20 protein-coding genes and 1 pseudogene are annotated in these 19,304 nt (G+C 73.7%); 12 read left to right on the plus strand and 9 right to left on the minus strand.

What is annotated here, in order from left to right; genetic code table 11:
* Positions 1 to 88: 88 nt before the first annotated feature.
* Both ABEB06_RS02745 and ABEB06_RS02750 read right to left on the minus strand, forming a co-directional pair.
* Positions 89 to 718, minus strand: a complete 630-nt coding sequence (locus ABEB06_RS02745) for a hypothetical protein (RefSeq protein ID WP_345695144.1) — start codon at positions 716 to 718, stop codon at positions 89 to 91.
* A 149-nt stretch (positions 719 to 867) separates the two neighbouring features.
* Positions 868 to 1,026 carry a hypothetical protein gene (locus tag ABEB06_RS02750; RefSeq protein ID WP_345695145.1) on the minus strand — a complete coding sequence of 53 codons (159 nt, stop codon included), beginning with the start codon at positions 1,024 to 1,026 and terminating at the stop codon, positions 868 to 870.
* A gap of 1,474 nt (positions 1,027 to 2,500) precedes the next feature.
* Between ABEB06_RS02750 and ABEB06_RS02755 the strand changes: the two genes are divergently transcribed.
* The 3 genes from ABEB06_RS02755 to ABEB06_RS39245 all read left to right on the plus strand — a co-directional run bounded on the left by ABEB06_RS02755 (position 2,501) and on the right by ABEB06_RS39245 (position 3,560).
* Positions 2,501 to 2,953 (plus strand): hypothetical protein, encoded by a 453-nt coding sequence (locus ABEB06_RS02755; protein ID WP_345695146.1) that lies wholly within the window; start codon positions 2,501 to 2,503, stop codon positions 2,951 to 2,953.
* 140 nt (positions 2,954 to 3,093) lie between these two features.
* A complete protein-coding gene (locus ABEB06_RS39240) occupies positions 3,094 to 3,336 on the plus strand; it encodes a DUF2071 domain-containing protein (protein WP_425559757.1) in 243 nt (80 codons plus the stop codon).
* A complete protein-coding gene (locus tag ABEB06_RS39245) occupies positions 3,300 to 3,560 on the plus strand; it encodes a DUF2071 domain-containing protein (RefSeq protein WP_425559758.1) in 261 nt (86 codons plus the stop codon). The genes ABEB06_RS39240 and ABEB06_RS39245 overlap by 37 nt, the downstream gene beginning before the upstream one ends.
* Before the next feature lie 254 nt (positions 3,561 to 3,814).
* Here ABEB06_RS39245 and ABEB06_RS02760 read toward each other — a convergent pair whose 3' ends face one another.
* Positions 3,815 to 6,442 carry a SpoIIE family protein phosphatase gene (locus tag ABEB06_RS02760; protein ID WP_345695147.1) on the minus strand — a complete coding sequence of 876 codons (2,628 nt, stop codon included), beginning with the start codon at positions 6,440 to 6,442 and terminating at the stop codon, positions 3,815 to 3,817.
* A gap of 485 nt (positions 6,443 to 6,927) precedes the next feature.
* Between ABEB06_RS02760 and ABEB06_RS02765 the strand changes: the two genes are divergently transcribed.
* Entirely contained in the window at positions 6,928 to 7,917 is a 990-nt protein-coding gene (locus ABEB06_RS02765) for an NAD-dependent epimerase/dehydratase family protein (protein WP_345695148.1), read from the plus strand.
* Positions 7,918 to 7,992: 75 nt separating this feature from the next.
* Here the strand turns inward: ABEB06_RS02765 and ABEB06_RS02770 are convergent, their stop codons facing one another.
* From ABEB06_RS02770 to ABEB06_RS02780, 3 genes are all read right to left on the minus strand, one after another.
* A complete protein-coding gene (locus ABEB06_RS02770) occupies positions 7,993 to 8,289 on the minus strand; it encodes a YkvA family protein (protein ID WP_345695149.1) in 297 nt (98 codons plus the stop codon).
* 98 nt (positions 8,290 to 8,387) lie between these two features.
* A complete protein-coding gene (locus tag ABEB06_RS02775) occupies positions 8,388 to 8,690 on the minus strand; it encodes a hypothetical protein (protein ID WP_345695150.1) in 303 nt (100 codons plus the stop codon).
* A gap of 92 nt (positions 8,691 to 8,782) precedes the next feature.
* Positions 8,783 to 9,064, minus strand: a complete 282-nt coding sequence (locus ABEB06_RS02780; protein WP_345695151.1) for a hypothetical protein — start codon at positions 9,062 to 9,064, stop codon at positions 8,783 to 8,785.
* Between the two features lie 182 nt (positions 9,065 to 9,246).
* Here ABEB06_RS02780 and ABEB06_RS02785 point away from each other — a divergent pair, with 182 nt between their 5' ends.
* Positions 9,247 to 9,552 (plus strand): hypothetical protein, encoded by a 306-nt coding sequence (locus ABEB06_RS02785; protein WP_345702120.1) that lies wholly within the window; start codon positions 9,247 to 9,249, stop codon positions 9,550 to 9,552.
* On the opposite strand, the pseudogene rpmB reads toward ABEB06_RS02785, so the two are convergent.
* Positions 9,542 to 9,702: pseudogene (gene rpmB / locus ABEB06_RS02790) on the minus strand (50S ribosomal protein L28); the annotation flags it as partial. The gene ABEB06_RS02785 and the pseudogene rpmB sit on opposite strands and share 11 nt — an antisense overlap.
* Before the next feature lie 348 nt (positions 9,703 to 10,050).
* Here rpmB and ABEB06_RS02795 point away from each other — a divergent pair.
* The 3 genes from ABEB06_RS02795 (at position 10,051) to ABEB06_RS02805 (ending at position 15,548) form a co-directional block, all read left to right on the plus strand.
* Positions 10,051 to 11,226, plus strand: a complete 1,176-nt coding sequence (locus tag ABEB06_RS02795) for a hypothetical protein (RefSeq protein WP_345695152.1) — start codon at positions 10,051 to 10,053, stop codon at positions 11,224 to 11,226.
* Positions 11,227 to 11,298: 72 nt separating this feature from the next.
* Positions 11,299 to 14,403, plus strand: coding sequence for a serine/threonine-protein kinase (locus tag ABEB06_RS02800; protein ID WP_345695153.1), 3,105 nt, complete (start codon positions 11,299 to 11,301; stop codon positions 14,401 to 14,403).
* Positions 14,404 to 14,876: 473 nt separating this feature from the next.
* Positions 14,877 to 15,548 (plus strand): hypothetical protein, encoded by a 672-nt coding sequence (locus ABEB06_RS02805; RefSeq protein WP_345695154.1) that lies wholly within the window; start codon positions 14,877 to 14,879, stop codon positions 15,546 to 15,548.
* A 518-nt stretch (positions 15,549 to 16,066) separates the two neighbouring features.
* Here the strand turns inward: ABEB06_RS02805 and ABEB06_RS02810 are convergent.
* Positions 16,067 to 16,207: a hypothetical protein gene (locus ABEB06_RS02810; RefSeq protein ID WP_345695155.1), complete on the minus strand. Its 141-nt coding sequence runs from the start codon at positions 16,205 to 16,207 to the stop codon at positions 16,067 to 16,069.
* A gap of 200 nt (positions 16,208 to 16,407) precedes the next feature.
* Positions 16,408 to 16,914, minus strand: coding sequence for an ArsI/CadI family heavy metal resistance metalloenzyme (locus ABEB06_RS02815; RefSeq protein WP_345695156.1), 507 nt, complete (start codon positions 16,912 to 16,914; stop codon positions 16,408 to 16,410).
* Positions 16,915 to 17,002: 88 nt separating this feature from the next.
* On the opposite strand from ABEB06_RS02815, the gene ABEB06_RS02820 reads away from it, so the two are divergent.
* Genes ABEB06_RS02820 through ABEB06_RS02835 form a run of 4 tightly spaced genes read left to right on the plus strand, consistent with a single transcriptional unit; the run spans position 17,003 to position 19,079 of the window.
* Positions 17,003 to 17,380: an ArsR/SmtB family transcription factor gene (locus ABEB06_RS02820; RefSeq protein WP_345695157.1), complete on the plus strand. Its 378-nt coding sequence runs from the start codon at positions 17,003 to 17,005 to the stop codon at positions 17,378 to 17,380.
* Positions 17,377 to 18,120, plus strand: coding sequence for an aquaporin (locus ABEB06_RS02825; RefSeq protein ID WP_345695158.1), 744 nt, complete (start codon positions 17,377 to 17,379; stop codon positions 18,118 to 18,120). The genes ABEB06_RS02820 and ABEB06_RS02825 overlap by 4 nt, the downstream gene beginning before the upstream one ends.
* 39 nt (positions 18,121 to 18,159) lie before the next feature.
* Positions 18,160 to 18,579 (plus strand): arsenate reductase ArsC, encoded by a 420-nt coding sequence (locus ABEB06_RS02830; protein ID WP_345695159.1) that lies wholly within the window; start codon positions 18,160 to 18,162, stop codon positions 18,577 to 18,579.
* Positions 18,576 to 19,079, plus strand: a complete 504-nt coding sequence (locus ABEB06_RS02835; RefSeq protein WP_345695160.1) for a GNAT family N-acetyltransferase — start codon at positions 18,576 to 18,578, stop codon at positions 19,077 to 19,079. The genes ABEB06_RS02830 and ABEB06_RS02835 overlap by 4 nt, the downstream gene beginning before the upstream one ends.
* Positions 19,080 to 19,304: the final 225 nt, after the last annotated feature.

Raw genomic sequence — 19,304 nt, forward strand, 5'->3', positions numbered from 1 at the left:
CGCCGATCAACCCCGGCGTCGACCTCGCCGGCCTCGCCGTCCTCCCCGACGGTTCGGGCCTGCCGCCTGCTACAGGCGGGAGAACGGTTCACCGCTCCGGGGTGAACAGGTGAGCCCGTTGGAGTCCGGCTTTGCGCAGCTCGTCCGCGACGACGAGCAGCGCGGTGCGGGCCATGTACGGGTAGACCATGCCTTTGCAGTCCATCCAGATTCTCGGCACTTCGTGGTCGACGCCTACGTAGTTGGGGCTGTAGAGGTCGGTGTCGTCGATGATCTCCTCGGCCTCTTCGGGTGGGAGTTCGCGTCCGTCTTCGAGGATCGCCCACAGGCGGGTTCCGGCGGCCGTGGTGAGCGCGGCGACGGCCAGGTCGTGGTTGTCCGATCGGACGGCGATCGAGAAGTCCTGGGTGAGGGTGTCGCCGTTCCGGCCTCCGACGATGCGCAGGAGGTTCTGGTCCGTCGTGATGCCGCCGGGCCGGCTTTCGGCCAGGACCGCTCGGCTCATCCAGTAGGCGGCTTGGGTCGGCACCCACCGGCACGCGTGGGCGATGCGCCAGAGCATGAGGGGGTCCGGGTGTCGGGCGGCTTCCTCGAACAGGGCGCGGGCCTTGTCCCAGGCGTCCGTTCCGCCTTCGCCGTCCAGGATCTGGCAGCCGCGCTGGAAGATCCTCTCGGCGTCGCTGGGGGTCGCCGGCGGTGGCGTGGTCTCATCGTCCATGGTGACCATCGGTAGCACGGGGCGCAGACGTCCGGGGCTCTCGCTGCTCGTTCTGCCTCAAAAGGCCGGGAGCTGGCCGATCGGGCTCGGGCCTGCCTGCTCCCAGTCGACCGGCTACGTACTACTACTGGGCTCTGCCCGTAGGGCCCTTACACGAAGTCAGCGGACGGCCGGAAGTCGTGGGAGGCGGCGGGGAAGGAGTCGGAGAGGATCTCGGAGCGGACGTCACCGGTGAGGGCTGCGGCGAGGAACCGGGTGAAGCCCATGTCCAGGTGCTCCCACCAGGGACCGCGCGCCTCGTTGATCATGACGGTCCATTCGTCGGGATCCTGGCCGGGTCGGACGAGCCAGAAGAGGAACTCGCCGTTGTCGGTGGACGCCCACGGGATGAGCCGGGCACCGGTCCCGTCGAGCTCGGCGGGCTTCTCCTCGCCCCCGGCCCACAGCTCCTCGTAGGCCCCCGCCCGCTCCCGTCCGCGTCGATCAGGTCGTAGAACTCATTCGCGCACCCGGGTTCAAGGATCCACAAGTAGGTGTCGACGCAGCCACCACCGTAGGAGTCGATGAACGCCTTGTAATCGGTGGGCAGGTCAGTGCCGAGCCGGCGTCGGATCGGCTCCCAGTCCTTGGGCGCGACGCCGACCGGGTGTGGAAGGAGGCGGCTGACGTGCTCCAGGGCGTCCGCACCGGGCCGCTCGACCGCCATGTGCTACTCCCCCGGGGCTGTACGGCATGCGCGCATCCGACCGTAGCCCACGGCGACGAGTAGGAGAACAGGCTCCCGGAACCCTGTCTGGAACCGCGGTACCAGCCCGTCACACCAGCCCCACTCGGGCAGACGAAGGTCACCACACGCCACGCCCGACCGGCCGCCGAACTCGTTCCCAATCACTGTCGCGAAAGGGCCCGGCAGCCCGGGCGACCAGCCGGGGGGCGAGTCCGGCAAGTCCTGCTGGCTGTTGGACGGAAGGTTGCCCACCCTTTGTAGCGGCTCAGGATCTTCCCTCCGCGCCGGCGACAGGGTTGATCATGAGGCTGACACGGCCGCCGGTCCGAGTCGCGGGCAGGAGGTCGACTCAAGCCGCGCACTTGGAACCGCGATTGCCGCCGCCTGCCCGCTCACTCGGACGTGCGGGTCCGTCGTGGAGACCTGGACCTGGAGCAGGCTGAACCCTCCGAGATCCTCGCCGTGGTGGATGGTGAAGGCGTCGGAGGGCGGAGGGCACGCAGATAGCCGCCGAGGGCCCCGCGGCACCGATGGCCGGATGCTCGACGACACCGCCGGGCCGGGAGCCAGCACGTGGCAATCGACCGCAGGCAGGGATGCCCGGCGGTGGCACGCGGGGTCCCAATCGCGCGATCAGAGACCAGGCGCCGCGGGTCCGGGCGGGTCGGCGGAGCGACTCCTGCGCGCCACTCTGGGTCCGGGAGACCCACGGGCCGACCAGTGCGGTTGGCCCGCCTGTCGCGCAGCCAGCCGATTCGGTCAGCCAGTCAGTGGCTGTCGTCACGTGGCGACCGACGCTACCGCAGGACCCGACTGCTCCCGGCCGAGGTCAGTACCCCTGCTCACCGATAGCCCGCCGAGGGGGTGCATCGGCAACTGCTGTTCCGACGCCTCCTCGGCCATCGCCGAGCGACGTCAGGCCGCTCAAGACACCGAGGTCGAACGCCTCCTCCGCCTCCGCGATGTCCCCGTCGATGGGGCTGCTCCGACCACCGCCGCGTCCTGCACGCCGACCCACCTGCGCAACGCCCTCGGCCGCCTGCTACAGATGGCTCATGACCAGTCAGACCGACACCGAGCTGAGGCTCGCCGCCGCGGCAGCGCTCCGAGCGCTGGGCCGGAGCGCTTCCTACCAGGACCGGGCGGACGCCGGTCGCGGCCTCGCGGCACTCGCCGAACTGCCCGAAGCTCAACAGCCGTTGCTGGACCTCGTGCTCGACCCGGACGACACCTACGTCACCCGGGTGACCGTGCGGGCGCTGCTGCGGCGGAACGACCGGGCCGGCCTGACGATCGTCGCGTCCGCGCTCGCCGTTGCCGACGACAACCACGCCGACTGGATCCACACCGCGGTCCACGACGTGCTCAGCATCTTCGCCACCGACCGGGACGACGCCCTCCGCCTGTGCGAGCGGATCGCGCAGGGCGACGACGACCGCGTCGCCCGCGGCGCCGGGGCGCTGCGGGCGATCCTGGCGGACATCGACCCCGTACTCCGGCCCGCCTGAGATCCGCGAGGGTCAGCCGCCGTACGGGCTGCGGCGTTCGACGGGGACGACGTCGCGCCAGCGGCCGCCACCCCGGCGGGCATCGCTTCTAGCGTCTCTGCCCCCCTCCCACCGTGTCCCGCCTCCTGCTGGCCCGCACTGTGTCCGCCCTGGCTGAGAGCCGGTTCGAGGAGACCAAGCTGCACGCCTACGTGCGCGAGCTCGGGGGCCGGGACGGCCTGTGGTTCTTCTCCCTCCACGCGACCGACCCCTTCGTAGTCCTCGCCGCGGACGCCCTCGGCTCCGGGTCGACGAACCGCCGGCCCACGTCGAGTACACCGGCGGCGCGGCCGCCTACCGGCTGTGCCTGGAGAAGGGTGAGCGCCCGGTGCCGTCCGACCTGACGTCTGGCTCACCCTCCCGGTGGCGCGCCTTCACCCACCACGCCGGTCGCCTGTGGGAGATCGCGGTCGAACACCCGCCGTGGTCCCCGCACGTGACCCGCCGGGCGGACACCGAGCAGGACCTGGCCGACCCGGCAGGCCTTCCCCGGCCCCTCCGGGCGGCGAGGAGGGCAGCGTGCCGCCGAGTGGAGTCCGCACGGCGATGCACCGGGTGCGGACGGTGAGCGCGGCGACGCCGCCGATGCGGTCGATGCGGTGGATGCGGTGGATGCGGTCGGGGTGAGGACGATGTCGGCAGCCTCGGTGCAGGCGCCGGAGCCGCGGGCTCCCGTGGCCGCGCCCGCAGCGGCGGCCGCCCGGGCGGGCGCATCGCCACCGCCGTCGCCGCCCCTGACCGTGACGGCGCGGTCGCGTTCGTGTTCGCGTTCGGCGCGAACGGCGGCCACGGTCGGGGGCGCAGCCGGCGGTGGCGAGGGCGTCAGCTCCCGTCGGGCAGGTCCTGCTCGGTCCAGATGGTCTTGCCGGTGGTGGTGTAGCGGGTTCCCCAGCCGCGGGTCATCTGGGCGATGATGAACAGCCCGCGCCCGCCCTCTTCGTCGGTGGCGGCGTGGCGCAGGTGGGGCGAGGTGTGCCCGGTGTCCGACACCTCGCAGATCAGGCCGCGGTCCCGGATGAGGCGGATGCGGACTTGCCCGCGGGCGTACCGGACGGCGTTGGTGACCAGCTCGCTGACGATGAGCTCGGTGGTGAACGACAGTTCGTCCAGGCCCCAGTCGCGCAGCTGTCCCGAGGTCAGCCGGCGCGCGGTGGAGACGGCGGTGGGCTCGGCGGACAGTTCCCATTCGGCGACCCGTTCGCGGTCCAGGAGTCGGGTGCGGACCAGGAGCAGCACCGCGTCGTCGTCCACCGGGCCGGGCAGCAGGGTCTCCAGGGCCCGGTCGCACAGCTCTTCCAGCGAGTGCCGGTGGGACGCGAGGACGCCCGCCAGCAGCTCGCGGCCCTCGTCGGCGGCGTGGTCGGGGGTGTGGATCAGGCCGTCGGTGAGCAGTGCGAGCAGACTGCCCGGCGGGAGGGCGAGCTCGGTGCTCCGGTACGGCGGCCCGTCGACTCCGAGCGCGGGCCCGACCGGGAGCTCCGGGTGGATGGCGAGACCACTTGCCGGGTCGACGATCGTGGGTGGCGGGTGCCCGGCGAGGGCGAGGCAGCACCGGCCGGTGACCGGGTCGTACACCGCGTACAGGCAGGTCACTCCCACGGCCCCGGTGGCGCGGTCCGCGGTCCGGTCCCCCGTGGGGTCCTCGGTGTCCTGCCGGACGGCGTCGTCGAGACGGGAGAGCAGGTCGTCCGGGTCGAGGTCGAGGCGGGAGAGCACGCGCACGCTGGTCCGCAGGCGTCCCATGGTGGCCGCGGCGGCCAGCCCGGACCCGAGGACGTCGCCGACGACCAGGCCGACCCGGCTGCTGGAGAGCGGGATGACGTCGAACCAGTCCCCGCCCACGCCGGAGCGGCCGTCGGCGGGGACGTAACGGTTGGCGTGCTCGACGGCCGTGTGCGGCGGCAGCAGGCGCGGCAGCAGCCGCCGCTGCAGGCGGAGGGTCGCCGTGTGCTCGCGGGTGACGAACGGCATGAGCAGGGCGCCGATCAGCAGCGCTCCGAGCCCCAGCACGGTGACCCCGCCGGTCCGGCCGATGACCGGCAGGTCCACCGCGGTCGCGCCGTAACCGGGGTCGGCGTACACGTCGAAGGCCGCGTAGCAGAAGAGGCCGAGCATGATGATCCCGCCGACGCCCGGCAGTACGCCCTTGAACAGGAGGTCCCGTCGGCTGCGGGTGAGCACCCGGCGGTAGAACCAGACGCATGCGAAGCCGGTGAGGCCGTAGTAGAAGGCGATGGCCAGGCCGACCGAGGCGATGGAGTCCGCCAGGACGTTGTGGCTCACCGCGGTGAGCAGCACCAGCAGGCCGACCGACGCCAGGCCCATGCCGACCGTGGACCAGGTCGGGGTGAGGTACCGGCGGTGCAGGCGGGCGAAGCGCGAGGGCACCGCCTTGTGCGCGGCCATCGAGAAGACCGTGCGGGCCACCGGCAGGATCGTGGTCTGTGTGGAGGCGGCCGCCGAGGTCAGGACCATGAAGATCAGCAGCTTGGTGAGGAACTCGCCCGCACCCTCCCCGCCGAAGACCGCCCGGCCGAGGCCGGAGAGCACGTCGTCGGAGTTGGCGGCGTTGCCGAGTCCGATGCCCTCGCTGCCGACTCCGGCGAACGCCTGCGCGGAGGTGGACACCAGGGTGTAGACGATCAGGAGGAGCACCGTCGACATCACGGCGGCGCGGCCCGGGATGTGCTTGCTGTCGGCGGTCTCCTCGTTGACCGTGACCGCGGTGTCCCAGCCCCAGTAGATGAAGACGGCGGCCAGGAAACCGGTGGTGAACGCCTGCGGCGAGGCGATCCGGGTCGGATCGAACCAGGACGCGGAGACGTGGACGGCCGTCGCCGGGCCGTCGGCGCTGTAAACCTTCACCAGCGCCACGACGGCGAACAGGAGCAGCACGGCCACCTCGATGCACAGCAGCCAGCGCTGCACGGCGGCCGAGATCTCGATGCCGATGTAGCAGATCGCGGTCATCACGGTGATCCAGACGGCCCCGGCCACCGTCGTCCACAGCCGGTCGTCGGCGAGGGAGTCCGCGCCCACCAGGCGGAAGCCGTAGATTCCGGCGATCTCCGCGAGGTTCGCCATCACGAGGACGTCGGCGACGATGATGCCCCAGCCGCCCATCCACCCGGTGCGGGGCCCGAACGCGCGGGTCGCCCAGGTGAACGTCGTACCGCAGTCGGCGTCGGTGGCGTTGAGCTCCCGGTAGGCGTGCGCGATCAGCAGCATCGGCACGAAGGCCAGCATGATGACCACCGGGGTCTGCAGGCCCACGCCGGCGACGATCAGGCCGAGCGTCGCGGCGAGGCTGTACGCCGGGGCGGTCGACGAGATCCCCATGACCACGGACGAGAAGAGGCCCAGGGCACCGGCCCTCAGCCCCTTCTCGCCGGCGCCCGCACCGGGCGCCAGTGCCCCGGGGGACGCGGCGAGACCACCGAAGAGCTTCACATCCGCAATCCAGACGCCGGCTGCTCGTGATCACCATTCTCCGCGCCCCTGCCAGGGCCCGCCACGGCACGGTCGCCCGCCACGGCCGTACGTCCCGGCCGACCCCCGGCACGTCGAGCAGCGCGGACGGCGCGGGCTCGGCGCGGCCCGGCCGGGGAACCCGGCCCCTCGGGCCCGGGCTGGAAGGGCGGGCCACCCGGACCGAACGAGCCCGGGCCGGAAGGACGGGCCGCCCGGACCGAACGAGCCCGGGCCGGGCGGTGCCGGCGGGGCCGGCGAGCCTGGCGGGGCGGTGCTGGCGGGGCCGGCGAGCCTGGCGGGGCGGTGCTGGCGGGGCCGGCGAGCCTGGCGGGGCGGTGCCGGCGGTGCTCGCACGTCGAGCTACGGGTCGATCACCTGCGGGTGGCCACGGCCCTCCCCGAGGGGCGCCTCCGCTGTCAGCGAATCCGGCCGGTGCCCGGGGGTCGTCGTGATGGGGTGGCGGCATGGAGATACTGATCCTGGGCGGAACGGCATGGGTGGGCCGGGAGGTCTCCCGGCAGGCGGTCGAGCGGGGGCACCGGGTGACCTGCCTCGCGCGCGGCGAGAGCGGCGGCGTCGCGGCCGGTGCGACCCTGGTGCCCGCCGACCGCCGCGACCCCTCGGCGTACGGTCCGCTGCTCGGCCGCGACTGGGACGCCGTCGTCGAGGTGTCGTGGCAGCCGGGCTTCGTCCGCGACGCCCTCGCCCGGCTCGCCGACCGGGCCGGCCACTGGACGTACGTCTCCTCCGTCAGCGCCTACGCCTCCCACGGCGCTCCCGGCGCGGACGAGTCCACGCCGCTCCTCCCGCCGACCGCCCGGACGGAGGTCGACCGCGAGCTGTACGGCGAGGCGAAGGTCGCCTGCGAACGGGCGTCGACGGCCGCCGCGGGAGACCGCCTGCTCATCGCCCGGGCCGGACTCATCGGCGGCCCCGGCGACCACAGCGGACGCTCCGGGTACTGGGTGGCCCGCGCCGCCCGCGATCCGCAGGGGCCGATGCTGGTGCCCGATGCCGCCGCAGCCCCGACCCAGACGGTCGACGTCCGCGATCTCGCCGCCTGGCTGCTCGACTCCGCGGAGCGGGGGACGGTCGGTACCTTCGACGCCGTCGGCCCGGTGGTGCCGCTCGGCGAGTGGATCGAGCTGTGCCGGGCGGTCGGCGGGCACACCGGGCCGACGGTCGCCGCCGACTCCGCGTGGCTGCTGGAGAACGGCGTCGCCCAGTACATGGGACCGCAGTCGCTGCCGATGTGGCTGGTCGAGCCGGGCTGGGAAGGCTGGTCCGCCCGCACCGGTGCCGCGGCCCGCGCCGCAGGTCTGCGGCACCGGTCCCGGTCGGAACTGCTTGCCGACATCCTGCGCTGGGAGCGTGAGCAGGGCCTGCACCGCGACCGCCGCGCCGGCCTGGACGCCGAGCGTGAGCGGGAACTGCTCGCCGCCCTGCCGCGGTAGCAGGGAGCCTTCAGGGGCGGATCCGCAGGGCAGCGACTACGCCGGGTTCTCCGGTGGGCGGGGTGCCTGAGGCGATCAGGCAGGGTCGCTGTCGCGGCCGGTCCGCAGACGGGAGCCGGCCTTGGTGAGGGCGCGCAGGGCTACCAGCAGGAAGCCGATGTCGTCGAGCAGGACGGGGTCGGGCAGCAGGTCCACCGGGCTGACCAGGTAGACCAGGGACGCCCAGAACAGCACCTTGTTCGACATCGGGATCCCCGATGCCCCGAGCAGCTTCCTGGCCCGGACGAGTCTCACCACCAGGACGCCCGCGATCACCACGGTGACCACGACCGCCGCGCCGGCCAACCACCAGAGCGCACCGTCGCTGTTCATCAGCGTCCCTTCGTGGATGGAGGCGGATTCGTCGGAGCGGGGCCTGCACGTCCGCCTGCCGCTTTCGCTGCACGGTTCGTGCGCTGCAGGCGGGGGCGTCAGCCGACGTCGATGCCGGTGACGGCCGGGGTGCCCACGCCGATCGCGTCGTCCGGGTACCCGGCCGCGGCGAAGGCGCGCCGGGTCAGGTCCAGTGCCTCCTCGCCCGCGGTGTCGTGGTCGGGCGCCTCGACCTCCAGGCGCAGGACGAATGTTCCTTCCGGCTCGTCCAGCGTGAGGACGTCGAGGTCGGGGACGCGGGTGCCGACCTCGTCGGGGTCCGCCGGGCGGACCACGGCCAGCAGTGTGCGGCGCTGCGACTCTTCGAGCGGGTGTCGGAGGGTGCCCGGAACAGTGATCACGTAATTTCCCATGGAGTGGGTCTCACCCGTCGGCGCGGTCGAAAACCCCGCTGCGGGGGTGATCACCCCCGCGGGGGGCATGGCCCGGTGGTTCATGCTCCTTCGACGGCGGGTGCCGGGACGGTCCGGAGCGCGGGCCCCGGCAGGTGCCGGCCTTGCGGGCTCTCGACGACGAGGGGAGGACAGCTGGGGCAGGAGGTGCGGTTGCCGACCCAGCGCCAGCCCTTCGCCCACATCGAGCGCCGCCAGGCACGGGTCTCCTCGTACCGGTCCCCCTCATCGTCGTGGACCACGAGGTCGGGTGTTGAGACCTCGGTGGCGAGGCAGTCGCCGATCGAGCAGGACACGGTGTCGTGGCGGTACGCGGTGAGCATGCCCCGCATCCTGTCAGGCCGCGGCACGGCGAGCCGTCAACCGAACCGCGGACCGACGGCGTTTCCTGACCGGGGATCAGGACGGGATCCCGCGCCAGCGGGCGCGGGCGGCGCGGAGTCGGCGGGACCCGGCGGTGGGGCCGGGCAACCGCCGGCCTCCCGATCACCGACAGCCGGCCCGGGTGCAGCAGTCGTCGCCGCTCCCACGCCAGGGTGGCCACCCCCGCCTCGTCAGCCCGCTGGGGCAACAGCGCGAGCGCCGGGTTCACCCGGTCCCGGGCCGCCGCCACGTCGAACCCGCCGAGCGCCGCGCGCAGCAGCTCGCCGGTGCCGAGCAGGACCCGGCGTGCGACGGGGTGCAGCTGGCGCAGCACGGCCAGCCCCGCCCGGCCGCCGCGGCGACGGCGATGGCGGTGGCGTACTCGATCTGGTGGGCAAGTGCTTCGGCGCGCGGGCGGGTGTCCTCGGCGGAGGGCCCTTGGCGCTGAGCGTGAGGCGCACGTACCGGCCCTCGCCGGGAGCCAGTAGCGCTTGCGCTGGATGTTGGGGTCGAAGCGGCGGCGGGTGCTCCGGTGCGAGCGGGAGATGGCGTTGCCGAACGACGGCTTCCGGTCGGCCAGTCGGCAGTGGGCGGACATGCGGACGACTCCGTCGCCCAGCGGCACGTCGACTTCCGCGAAGAGCGCTGACCACCCGGATCACCACCCTCCCCAGCCCCCGGCCGGGGGCGCCCCCAGCACCCTCACCAGCACCGCCACCATCGAGCGGGAGGACGGCCGGCGCACCGGCCCGCCGACGTGCCGCACCCCGCCGATGGCCTCGCAGCCGGCCCTCATGGCGCACTTGCCCTGCCAGGCACGGTCTTCCGCCCGCCCGCGGGTCTCGGCGTCGACGGCGCGGAAATCCCGGATGCGCGGGTGCGTCCCGGCCGGACGGGCTAGCCTCTACTCCCGTACCGACAACGCTTCGGTGTGGAGTGGAAACACGTGACCAGCGATCTGACGGACCTTCGGCTGATGGCGCGTCACCTGGAGGGCGACCCCGAACAGGCCGACTTCCTACTGGACTTGTCGAACATCGTGCGGGAGCGGTCGCTCGGCGGCGCCGACCGCAGCTCGCTGCACCGCCTGCGGCTGGTCCTGGACGCCCTGCGCGACCTCACCGGCGACCGCGAGGTGACCGTCCACGCGATCGCCGACGACAACCTGCTCAACCCGGCCCACGACGCCGACTTCCCCGACCCCGCGGAGCCCGCGCTGCTGCGCGAGTGGCACGACCGCTCCCTGATCACCGCCCACGCCACCGCCGACCCGGACCTGCTCGACCATGCCAAGGCCCTCGGCACCCCCGTGATCAGCAGCGACAACTTCAAGGGCCACCGCGGCCGCCACGAGTGGATCCAGGGCAACCAGGACCGGTTCCTCAAGCCGGAGCGGGTCGGCCCCTCGGTGCGGCTGGTCCCCCGGGACATGCGGTTCTTCGCCGATCGCGAGGTGTCCAGCGCCGACGAGCACGACCGGCTGCGCGCCGCCCGCCTGCTCGACCAGCGCGGCAGGCCCCGCTCCGACGTGCTGGAGCACGCCTGGCAGTGCCCGGTCGTCGGCTGCACGCCGAAGCCCGCGCTGGCACGCGGCAAGGTGGTCTGCCAGGTCCACCGGACGCTGTTGCACGACTGCGGCCCGCGCCGGCCCCGGGTGCAACTCAAGATCACGGTCGACGGGGTCTGCCGGGCCTGGGACAACCTGACCCATGACGACACCCGGGAGTTCGTCCTCGGCCGCGGCCACCTGGACCGGATCGAGGATCGCCACCTCGACGAGGACCGCCGCCGGCGGATCAGCCGACGGCACCTGGTCCTGGTCTCCCGGCACGGCACGCTGCGCGTGCTCGACCTGAGCACGGCGCTCAGCTCCGTCCGCACGCGCAGGCCCGGTGGCGAACCGACCCCGTGGGAGCCCCTGCCGCACCTGAACCAGCTGTCGGCGGGGCAGTCACGCGAGGAACTGCTGCGCGCCTTCGGCCCGGACGACGAGATCGAGATCGTGCCGGGCGTGCTGCTCTCCCGCAGCGGGCAGCGCTGGCCCGGCGAACGGCACGAGGGGGTGCGGGCCAAGCCGCCCAGGCGCCCGCGCGACGGGGACGACCTGACCCGCGTCGGCTGACGCCTCGACGGACGGGCCGAACGGCGACACCAGGGCGGGTCCCCGAGCCGGCCGAACGGAGAAGAGGGCGAGTTGGAGCACCTGCGGCCGGACGATCCGGAGACGATCGGCCCGTACCGGCTGTTCGCCCGGCTGGGCCAGGGCGGGTGGGGAACGGTCTACTTCGCGCGCAGCCCGTACGGCGCCGGGGTGGCGCTCAAGACCATCCACCCGCATCTCCTGGCCGGGAACCCCGAGCTGCTTCGCCGCCGGTTCGCCCGGGAGGTGCGGGCGGCCCGGACGGTGGTCAGCGAGTACACCGCCACCCTGGTGGAGGCCGACCCGCACGCCACCGAGCCCTGGTTCGCCACCACGTTCATCCGCGGTGTCGATCTGCCGACCGCGCTGGAGCAGTGCGAGGGGCCCCTGCCGGAGCGGACCTGGCGGGTGGCGGCCACCGGGCTGGTCGACGCCCTCGGGGCCGTCCACGCCGCCGGGCTGGTCCACCGCGACCTCAAGCCGGGCAACATCCTGCTGGCCGGCACCCGGCCGTACGTGGTCGACTTCGGCATCGCCCGGCACCTCACCCTCGAGGACGGCACCACCCTCACGGGGAACGCCGACCTCGGCACGCTCAACTTCGCCGCCCCCGAACTGCTCCGCAAAGAACCGGTCGACAGCTCCTGCGACGTCTTCTCGCTGGGCCTGGTGCTGGCTTACGCGGCGCTCGGCCGCCATCCGTTCGGTCCCGGATCCGAGCTGGAGATCAGCTGGAACATCGTCCGCGGGCGGCCGGACCTGCGCGGGCTGGCGCCGACCGTGGAGCGGGTCGTCCGCCCCTGCCTGGAGCCGGACCCGGCCGACCGACCCGGCCTGGCCGAGCTGGCCGGGCTGCTGCCGGCCGCCGTTTCCCCCGACGAGCAGGAGTGGCTGCCGCGCCCGCTCTGGCGGGTTCTGGAGGACCGCTCGGCCCTCGCCATCAACCTGCGGGCTCCGCTGCGGCTGCCGGGACGGGAACGAGGGCCCGACGAGCCGTGGGGCGCTGACAGCTCGCCGGAAGCCGGGGCCTGGACACCGGTGCCGGCCCCGCCCAGGTCCGACCCGGGAGCCGGCGGGCCGGACCCGGAGGGCCCGACCGTGCCACCCGGCGACCGCAGACCCGGCCGGCACGAGCCGAGCGCCGCACCGCCCGGTCGACCGGACGGGGACGACATCACACTGCCCCCGCACGCGCCCGGCCCGGCCGCCGCACGCGGCGCGACTGCGGCGGCGGCGACCATGGTCAAGGCAGCCGTCACGGCACCTGCCGCAGCGCCGGCCGCCGCAGCGACCGCACCGACTGCCACCGCACCGACCGAAACGACCGCCGCACGGCCGGCAGCGGCGAAGGCACCCTCGACCTCGGCAGGCGCGAGGAACGATGCCGCGGCCGTGCCGCCTGCCCCCGCGAACCCGCCTGCCACCGCGAACCCGCCCGGCACCAAGCACCTGGCCGCTGCCAGGGCCGGCGACAGCGAGGCCATGCGGCTGGTCGCCCGAGCCCAGCAGGCGACCGGGGACCAGGAGTCCGCCCTGCAGTGGCTCCTGCGGTCGGCTGCGGCCGGCAACCCCACCGGGGCGTACCAGGCCGCGGAATTGATCCAGCAGAGCTTCCCGAAGCAACGGCACCGGCTGGTCGACCTCTACCGGAGCGCGGCCGAGGGCGGAGTCCGCGAAGCTCCCGCACGGCTCGGCGAGTTGCTGGAGCAGGACCGGAAGCAGTCGGCCGAAGCACCCCACTGGTACGCCAAGGCCGCCGCGCTCGGCGATGACACGGCCGCGAAGGCGGTGGCCCGGTTGCGCGGCGGCGCACCGCACGTTCCACCGTCCGTCGCTGAGCTCGCACTGCTGGGTGAGCACCAACTGCCCGCCGTGCAGGGCAGCCTGCACTCCATGCTGATCCTCGGCAGCTGGTACCAGAACGCCGCTCTGAACGAACCCGCGCTGCACTGGTACGCGCGGGCCGCCGACACCGGCAACGCCCACGCGATGCTGCTGGCAGCGCAGTTGCTGGCCCAGGACCCGGCACAGGAGGCGACGGCGCTGGAGTGGTACCGCCGCGCCGCCCGTGCGGGCAACACCGCGGCCATGCACGTACTCGGCCGTCGGTGGCGCGAGAAGGGCGACATCAAGGCGGCCCTCAACCGCTTCCAAGCGGCGGCCGAGAAGGGCCACCGCCCCTCCATGGTCGAGGCCGCGGAGCTGCTGGAGCAGGAGCAGCAGCCGGACCGGGCGCTGGAGTGGTACCGCCGCGCCGCCGCGAAGGGGGACCAGAAGGCCGTCCGGGAGGCGGAGCGCCTCGGCTCGGCGCAGGCCCGGACCGCCGCACCGGCGGCCGGGAAGACCGCACCGGCACCCGCCGCGAAGAGAGCCGCCTCCGCGCCCGCACCCGTACCCACACCCGCGCCCGCGCCCGCGCCCGCGCCCGCCGCCAAGAAAGCCGCGCCGAAGAAGAGCAGCACGCAGCAGGCTGGGGCGGCCACCGTCCTCAGCGCCGCCAAGCGGCGCCAGATCGCCCACCTGTGCGAGAGCGCACTCGCCCGCGAGGAGCAAGGGCGGTTGGAAGGCGCTCTGCAGCAGTACCTCAGGGCCGAGGCGATGGGTGACCGGACAGCCAAGCGGGAGGCGGCCAGACTGTCCGTCAAGCTCGCGGGCAAGGGGAAGAGCGCCGGACGCCAGAAGCTGCGCCAGCGGGGACTCAGCCGCTACCGCGAGCTCGCCGCGGACGGTGACCGGCAGTCCCTCCGCGCTCTGGAAGAGCTCGCCCGGGCCGGGGATGTGGGCGTGGCCCTCGATCTGGCCCGGCTGGATCCGCAGAACGCCCGGCGCTGGCTCCTCGTCGCGGTGGATGCGGGCAATGCCCCGGCCATGCGAGCGCTGGGCCAGAACTTCATCGCAACGGGCACCGAGGAGGACTTCCTCACCGGCCTGGACTGGCTGCGACGCGCCGGGGAGAGGCAGATCACCTCGGCCATCCTGGACGGCGCCCGCGCCCTCGAACAGCGCGGCGACTTCCGGGCTGCCCTGGACTGGTACCGCCGGGCGGCGGACCGCGGCAACGCCACGGCTGCCAAGCGGCTGTCCCGTCTGGAAGCGAAGCACCCCGGAACCGCCTTCTGGATCCGGCTCTCGGACCGCTGGCGGCGCCCGCGGGGGTGACGCACCGCGCGACGGGCCGGGCCGGGTACCAGCATGCGGAGAGCAAGCAGCGCCTTCCCTGCCCCGGTCGCGGCGGCGGGTCGGTGATCCGCCGCCGGGCGTCCTGCGCCGGCGGCGGCAAGTACGGCACGCATCAGGGGGATTGAGCGCGCCGTCCTGCACCGCGGCGAGCTGGGCTTCGAGGCATGGCGGCGAGCACCCCGGCCCGTACTGCCTGCTCTTCAGGTCCTGGGTGGACACGCAACCGGCTTGAAGGACGCGCGGGATCCTGGCGTACGCGGCGGGGCGAGACTTCGTGCGGGTCGGCGACGGGATCGGCGGCGCCGATCGGGCGTGGGCGGCGGCGCACCACCCGGGGGACGCGATGCTCCGCCAGGTGGACGCCCGGGTCGGGCCAGCGGCGGACGACTGCCTGGCGGTGGCGGCGTGGTTGTGGGACCGGACGGGTGGGTAGCGGGGGAAGGGGGTGCGAGGTGGCGCAGAAGGTGGGCGGGTACGTCGCGGTCGGCGGGTCGGTGGCCGCGGTCGTCGGCGCGGGCGTGCTGCTGTGGAACTGGGCGGACGGGACGCCGTGGACGGCCTGGCCGCTCGTGCTGCTCGTGGCCGGCCTGGTGACGGCGCTGGTCGGGCTCAGGCTCCGGCCGGGCCTGGACCGGTGGGCCGACGCGCTGGCCGCCGGCGGGCTGACGGCATTGGTGCTGGCCGGGTTCGTGACCACGGGCGGCACGGTGGAGCAGGTCCGGCTGCGGGGGCGGACGACGGAACCGGTCACGGTCGAGCTCAGCGGTTGCCGGGTGACCGGCCAGCGCTGGGACGAGGGCGCGGGGCCGCAGGACGAGGTCGAGTGCCGGTACGTCTGGTCGGTCGGCGGACGCACCTTCGACGAGGTGCGCCCGGCGGACGAGGTGCACCCGGACGGGCACCGGATCCGGCTGTGGGCGTCGCCGGAGGGCCGGGAGCTGGACGACCACTCGTGGCAGGCGGTCGCGGCGATGGGGCTGTCCACGGCGGTGGTGGACGGGCTGGCGCTCCTGGCCGGCGCGGGGGCGTGGCGCCGGGTGTCGAGGCGGCGGGCCGAGCGAACGGACGCGGTAGCCGAGCCGGTGCTCACCGCAGGCCGGGCGGGCCCTGGCCGCGATCGCTGAGGCGCGCGGCCGGTTCGGGCCGCGAGCACGGCGGTCAGGGTGCAACGGCCCATCGCCGCCGAGCGGTGCACCCCCGCCACCGCTCGTGCCCGCGCACGACCACCGCCGAGGCGACCCGGAGAAGTCAGGGGCAGCCGCACGGCGGTGCAGCGGCCACCGGTCGGCAGGCTCAGCGGACGAAGTCGCAGACTTTGCTGGGTGGGCACGGTTCGGGAGTGCTGTCGCCGAACTGCCCCACCAGTAGGAACACTGCCGTCAGCAGTAGCAGGAATCCCCCTATGACGACCGTTCCGGGACTGCGGTAGTACCAAGCAGTGAACCACGCCGCGACCTTCTGGCGCCGGGTGCGGCGAGCCGTGCCGGCTGCATCGTGACGGTCACCCGTCATGGCTCCCCCAAGATTCCCCACTCTGCGGACATGAGTACCTGCGCTATTCCCGTCCCAGCTCTTCTCCTACCCCTGCGCAGATGAGGAGTTGGCCTTCGGGGAGGATCGGTCCGGGTTTCGGCGGTAGCGGTCAGGTGCCGGTGATCTGCTTCGGGAGCCGCCCGGAGGCGCGGGGTTCCTGCAGGTCGGGGATGTGGTCGTAGAGGGTGCCGGGGCTGACGCCGATGACCTTGGCGATCGAGGTGATCGAGGTCTCGGGGTTGGGGGGCATGTCGCGGGCGGCCCGGATGATCTCGGGTCCGGCGACGGTGGGGCGTCCGCCGGCCCGGCCGCGGTGAGGGAGGGCCGGCGGTCTCGAAGGGGTTGCTCACGGCCGGGGGTTCTGTCAGAAAACGGTGTTCCGAAGTTCTTCAACAGCCGTGGTTTTTAGGGTGTTGCTGAAGACTCCGAGGGGCCGCCGGCAGGTCGGCGTCAGCTTCCGCACCCGCAGCCGGCGGCGGCCTTCGCCTCGGCCGGCGTCTGCGCGGGGTCGAGCGCCTGCTCGTCGGGGGTGCAGCAGGCGGTGGTGCCGCAGCAGGCGTCCGGGGCGGTGGCGGCCTTGTCGAGGGTGTCGGCGTCGGCCTTCACGACGTAGACCTCCCAGGGCTCCTTGCCGGGGCCGTGGACCCAGACCTTGTCCTGGAGGGCGTAGCAGCAGGAGGTGTCGCTCTCCTCGAAGGTGGCCAGGCCGGCGTCCTTGAGCCGGGTGGTGGCGGCGGTGACCTGCTCGGTGCTCTCGACCTCGACGCCGAGGTGGTCGAGGCGGGTGTCCTCGCCCGGCTCGCCCTCGATGAGGACGAGCTTGAGCGGGGGCTCCGCGACGGCGAAGTTCGCGTAGCCGGGGCGGCGCTTGGCGGGCTCGGTGCCGAAGAGCTTGGAGTAGAAGGCGATCGAGCCTTCGAGGTCGGCAACGCGCAGGGCGAGCTGAACGCGGGACATGGCGGTCTCCCCGATCCGAGGTCTTGTATCGACAGCTGTCGATGCCGCGAGCTTGCCTCTTCGAATAGATGACTGTCAACATAGACACATGTCGAATCTGGAACTTGAGGTGCTCGACCAGGACGAAGCGGCCGCGTGCTGCTCGCCGATGGTCCGCGAGCCGCTCGGCGAAGAGGCCGCCGTCGACCTGGCGAAGATGTTCAAGGCCCTCGGGGACCCGGTCCGCCTGCGGCTGCTGTCACTGATCGCCTCGTACGACGGCGGCGAAGCCTGTGTCTGCGACCTGACCGGCCCGTTCGACGTCTCGCAGCCGACGATCTCCCACCACCTCAAGGTGCTGCGCGAGGCCGGCCTGGTCGCCTCCGAGCGTCGCGGGACGTGGGTCTACTACTGGGTCCTGCCGACCGCGCTCGCGAAGCTGTCCGCACTGCTCCAGGCCCCGGCCGCCACCGGGGGCGCGAGATGATCGCGACAGCGCCGCTCGGCCGCCGGGCGGCCGTGGAGTTCGTCGGGACGGGCGCCCTGGTCGCCGTCGTGGTCGGCTCCGGCATCCAGGCCACGAAGCTCTCCCAGGACGTCGGCCTGCAGCTGCTGGCCAACTCGCTGGCGACCGTGTTCGGCCTCGGCGTGCTGATCCTGCTGCTCGGCCCGGTCTCCGGCGCCCACTTCAACCCGGTCGTGACCCTGGCCGCCTGGTGGACCGGCCGCGACGGCGGCGGGCCCGGCCCGCGGGAGGTCGCGGCCTACGTCCCGGCGCAGATCGGCGGCGCGGTCGGCGGCGCGGTGCTCGCGGACGCGATGTTCGCCGAGCCGCTGGTCGCCTGGTCCACCCACGACCGCTCGGCCCCGCACCTGTGGCTGGGCGAGGTCGTGGCGACCGCCGGCCTGGTCCTGCTGATCTTCGGTCTGGCCCGCGCCGGCCGCGCGCACTTCGCCCCCATCGCGGTCGCCTCCTACATCGGCGCCGCCTACTGGTTCACCTCCAGCACGTCCTTCGCCAACCCCGCGGTGACCGTCGGCCGGGCGTTCACCGACACCTTCGCCGGTATCGCCCCCGCCTCCGTGCTGCCGTTCATCGCCGCCCAGCTCGTCGGCCTGGCCGTCGGCATCGCCCTGGTCGTGGTCCTGTTCGGCCGCCCGGCCCTGGCCGCCGAGGACGCCGTGGTCCCCCACGGCGAGCGCCACCCGGCCGCCGCCGGCCGCTGAACCCCTCCCTGCCGTTCCTGTCCGAAGGATGAACCGCTCGTGAGTACTCCCGCCGTCCCGTCCGTGCTGTTCGTCTGCGTGCACAACGCCGGCCGCTCCCAGATGGCCGCCGCCTTCCTGACCCGCCTCGGTGGTGACCGCGTCGAGGTCCGATCCGCCGGCTCCGCGCCGGCCGACGCGGTGAACCCGGCGGTGGCCGAGGCCATGGTCGAGGTCGGCATCGACATCTCCGCCGAGGTCCCGAAGGTGCTGACCGTCGAGGCGGTGCAGGCGTCCGACGTGGTGATCACCATGGGCTGCGGCGACGCCTGCCCGTACTTCCCCGGCAAGCGCTACCTGGACTGGAAACTGGAGGACCCGGCCGGTCAGGGCGTCGACGCCGTCCGGCCGATCCGCGACCAGATCGAGGCCCGGATCCGCCACCTGCTCGTCGAACTCGGCGTCGAGGCCGCCGCATGACCGCCACCGCGGTGACCGCCACCGGGATGCTCCTGGGGCACGCCGAGCAGGTCCTGACGATCTACCAGGCCGGTATCGACGGCGGCGACGCCACCTTCGAGACCACCGCCCCCACCTGGGAGGTGTTCAACGCCACCCGACTCCCGGAGCACCGCCTGGTCGCCCTCGACGGCGGCGGCCGGGTGCTGGGCTGGGCCGCGGTGGTGCCGGTCTCGGACCGGTGCGCGTACGCCGGCGTGGTCGAGCACTCCGTCTACGTCCACCCCGACGCCCAGGGCCAAGGTGTCGGCCTGGCCCTGCTCCGGGCGCTGCTCGCCTCCACCGACGCCGCCGGGATCTGGACCGTGCAGTCCGGCATCTTCCCGGAGAACACCGCCAGCCTCGCCCTCCACGCGAAGGCCGGATTCCGGGTCGTCGGCACCCGCGAGCGCCTGGGCCGCCACCTCGGCCGGTGGCGCGACGTCGTCCTGGTCGAGCGCCGCAGCCCGGTCATCACCTGACGCCGCCCTCCAGCAGCACAGGCGGGCCGGGCGGGGTGGGCGACGACGCCGATGACGGCGGACAGGGGCGGGCAGACCAGGGCGGTGCCGGCGAGAACAGGGCACGCACCCGCGCCGGGGTCGGCGGGGGAAGGCCCGGTGCGGCGGTGCGGCGGTGCAGGGGGCACGTGGCTGTACGCCCCGAGGAGTAGGGCGTGGTGGACCTCGGACGCACACGTGGCGGGC

It is taken from the genome of Kitasatospora terrestris, assembly GCF_039542905.1.
In the GTDB taxonomy this organism is placed as follows: Bacteria; Actinomycetota; Actinomycetes; order Streptomycetales; family Streptomycetaceae; genus Kitasatospora; species Kitasatospora terrestris.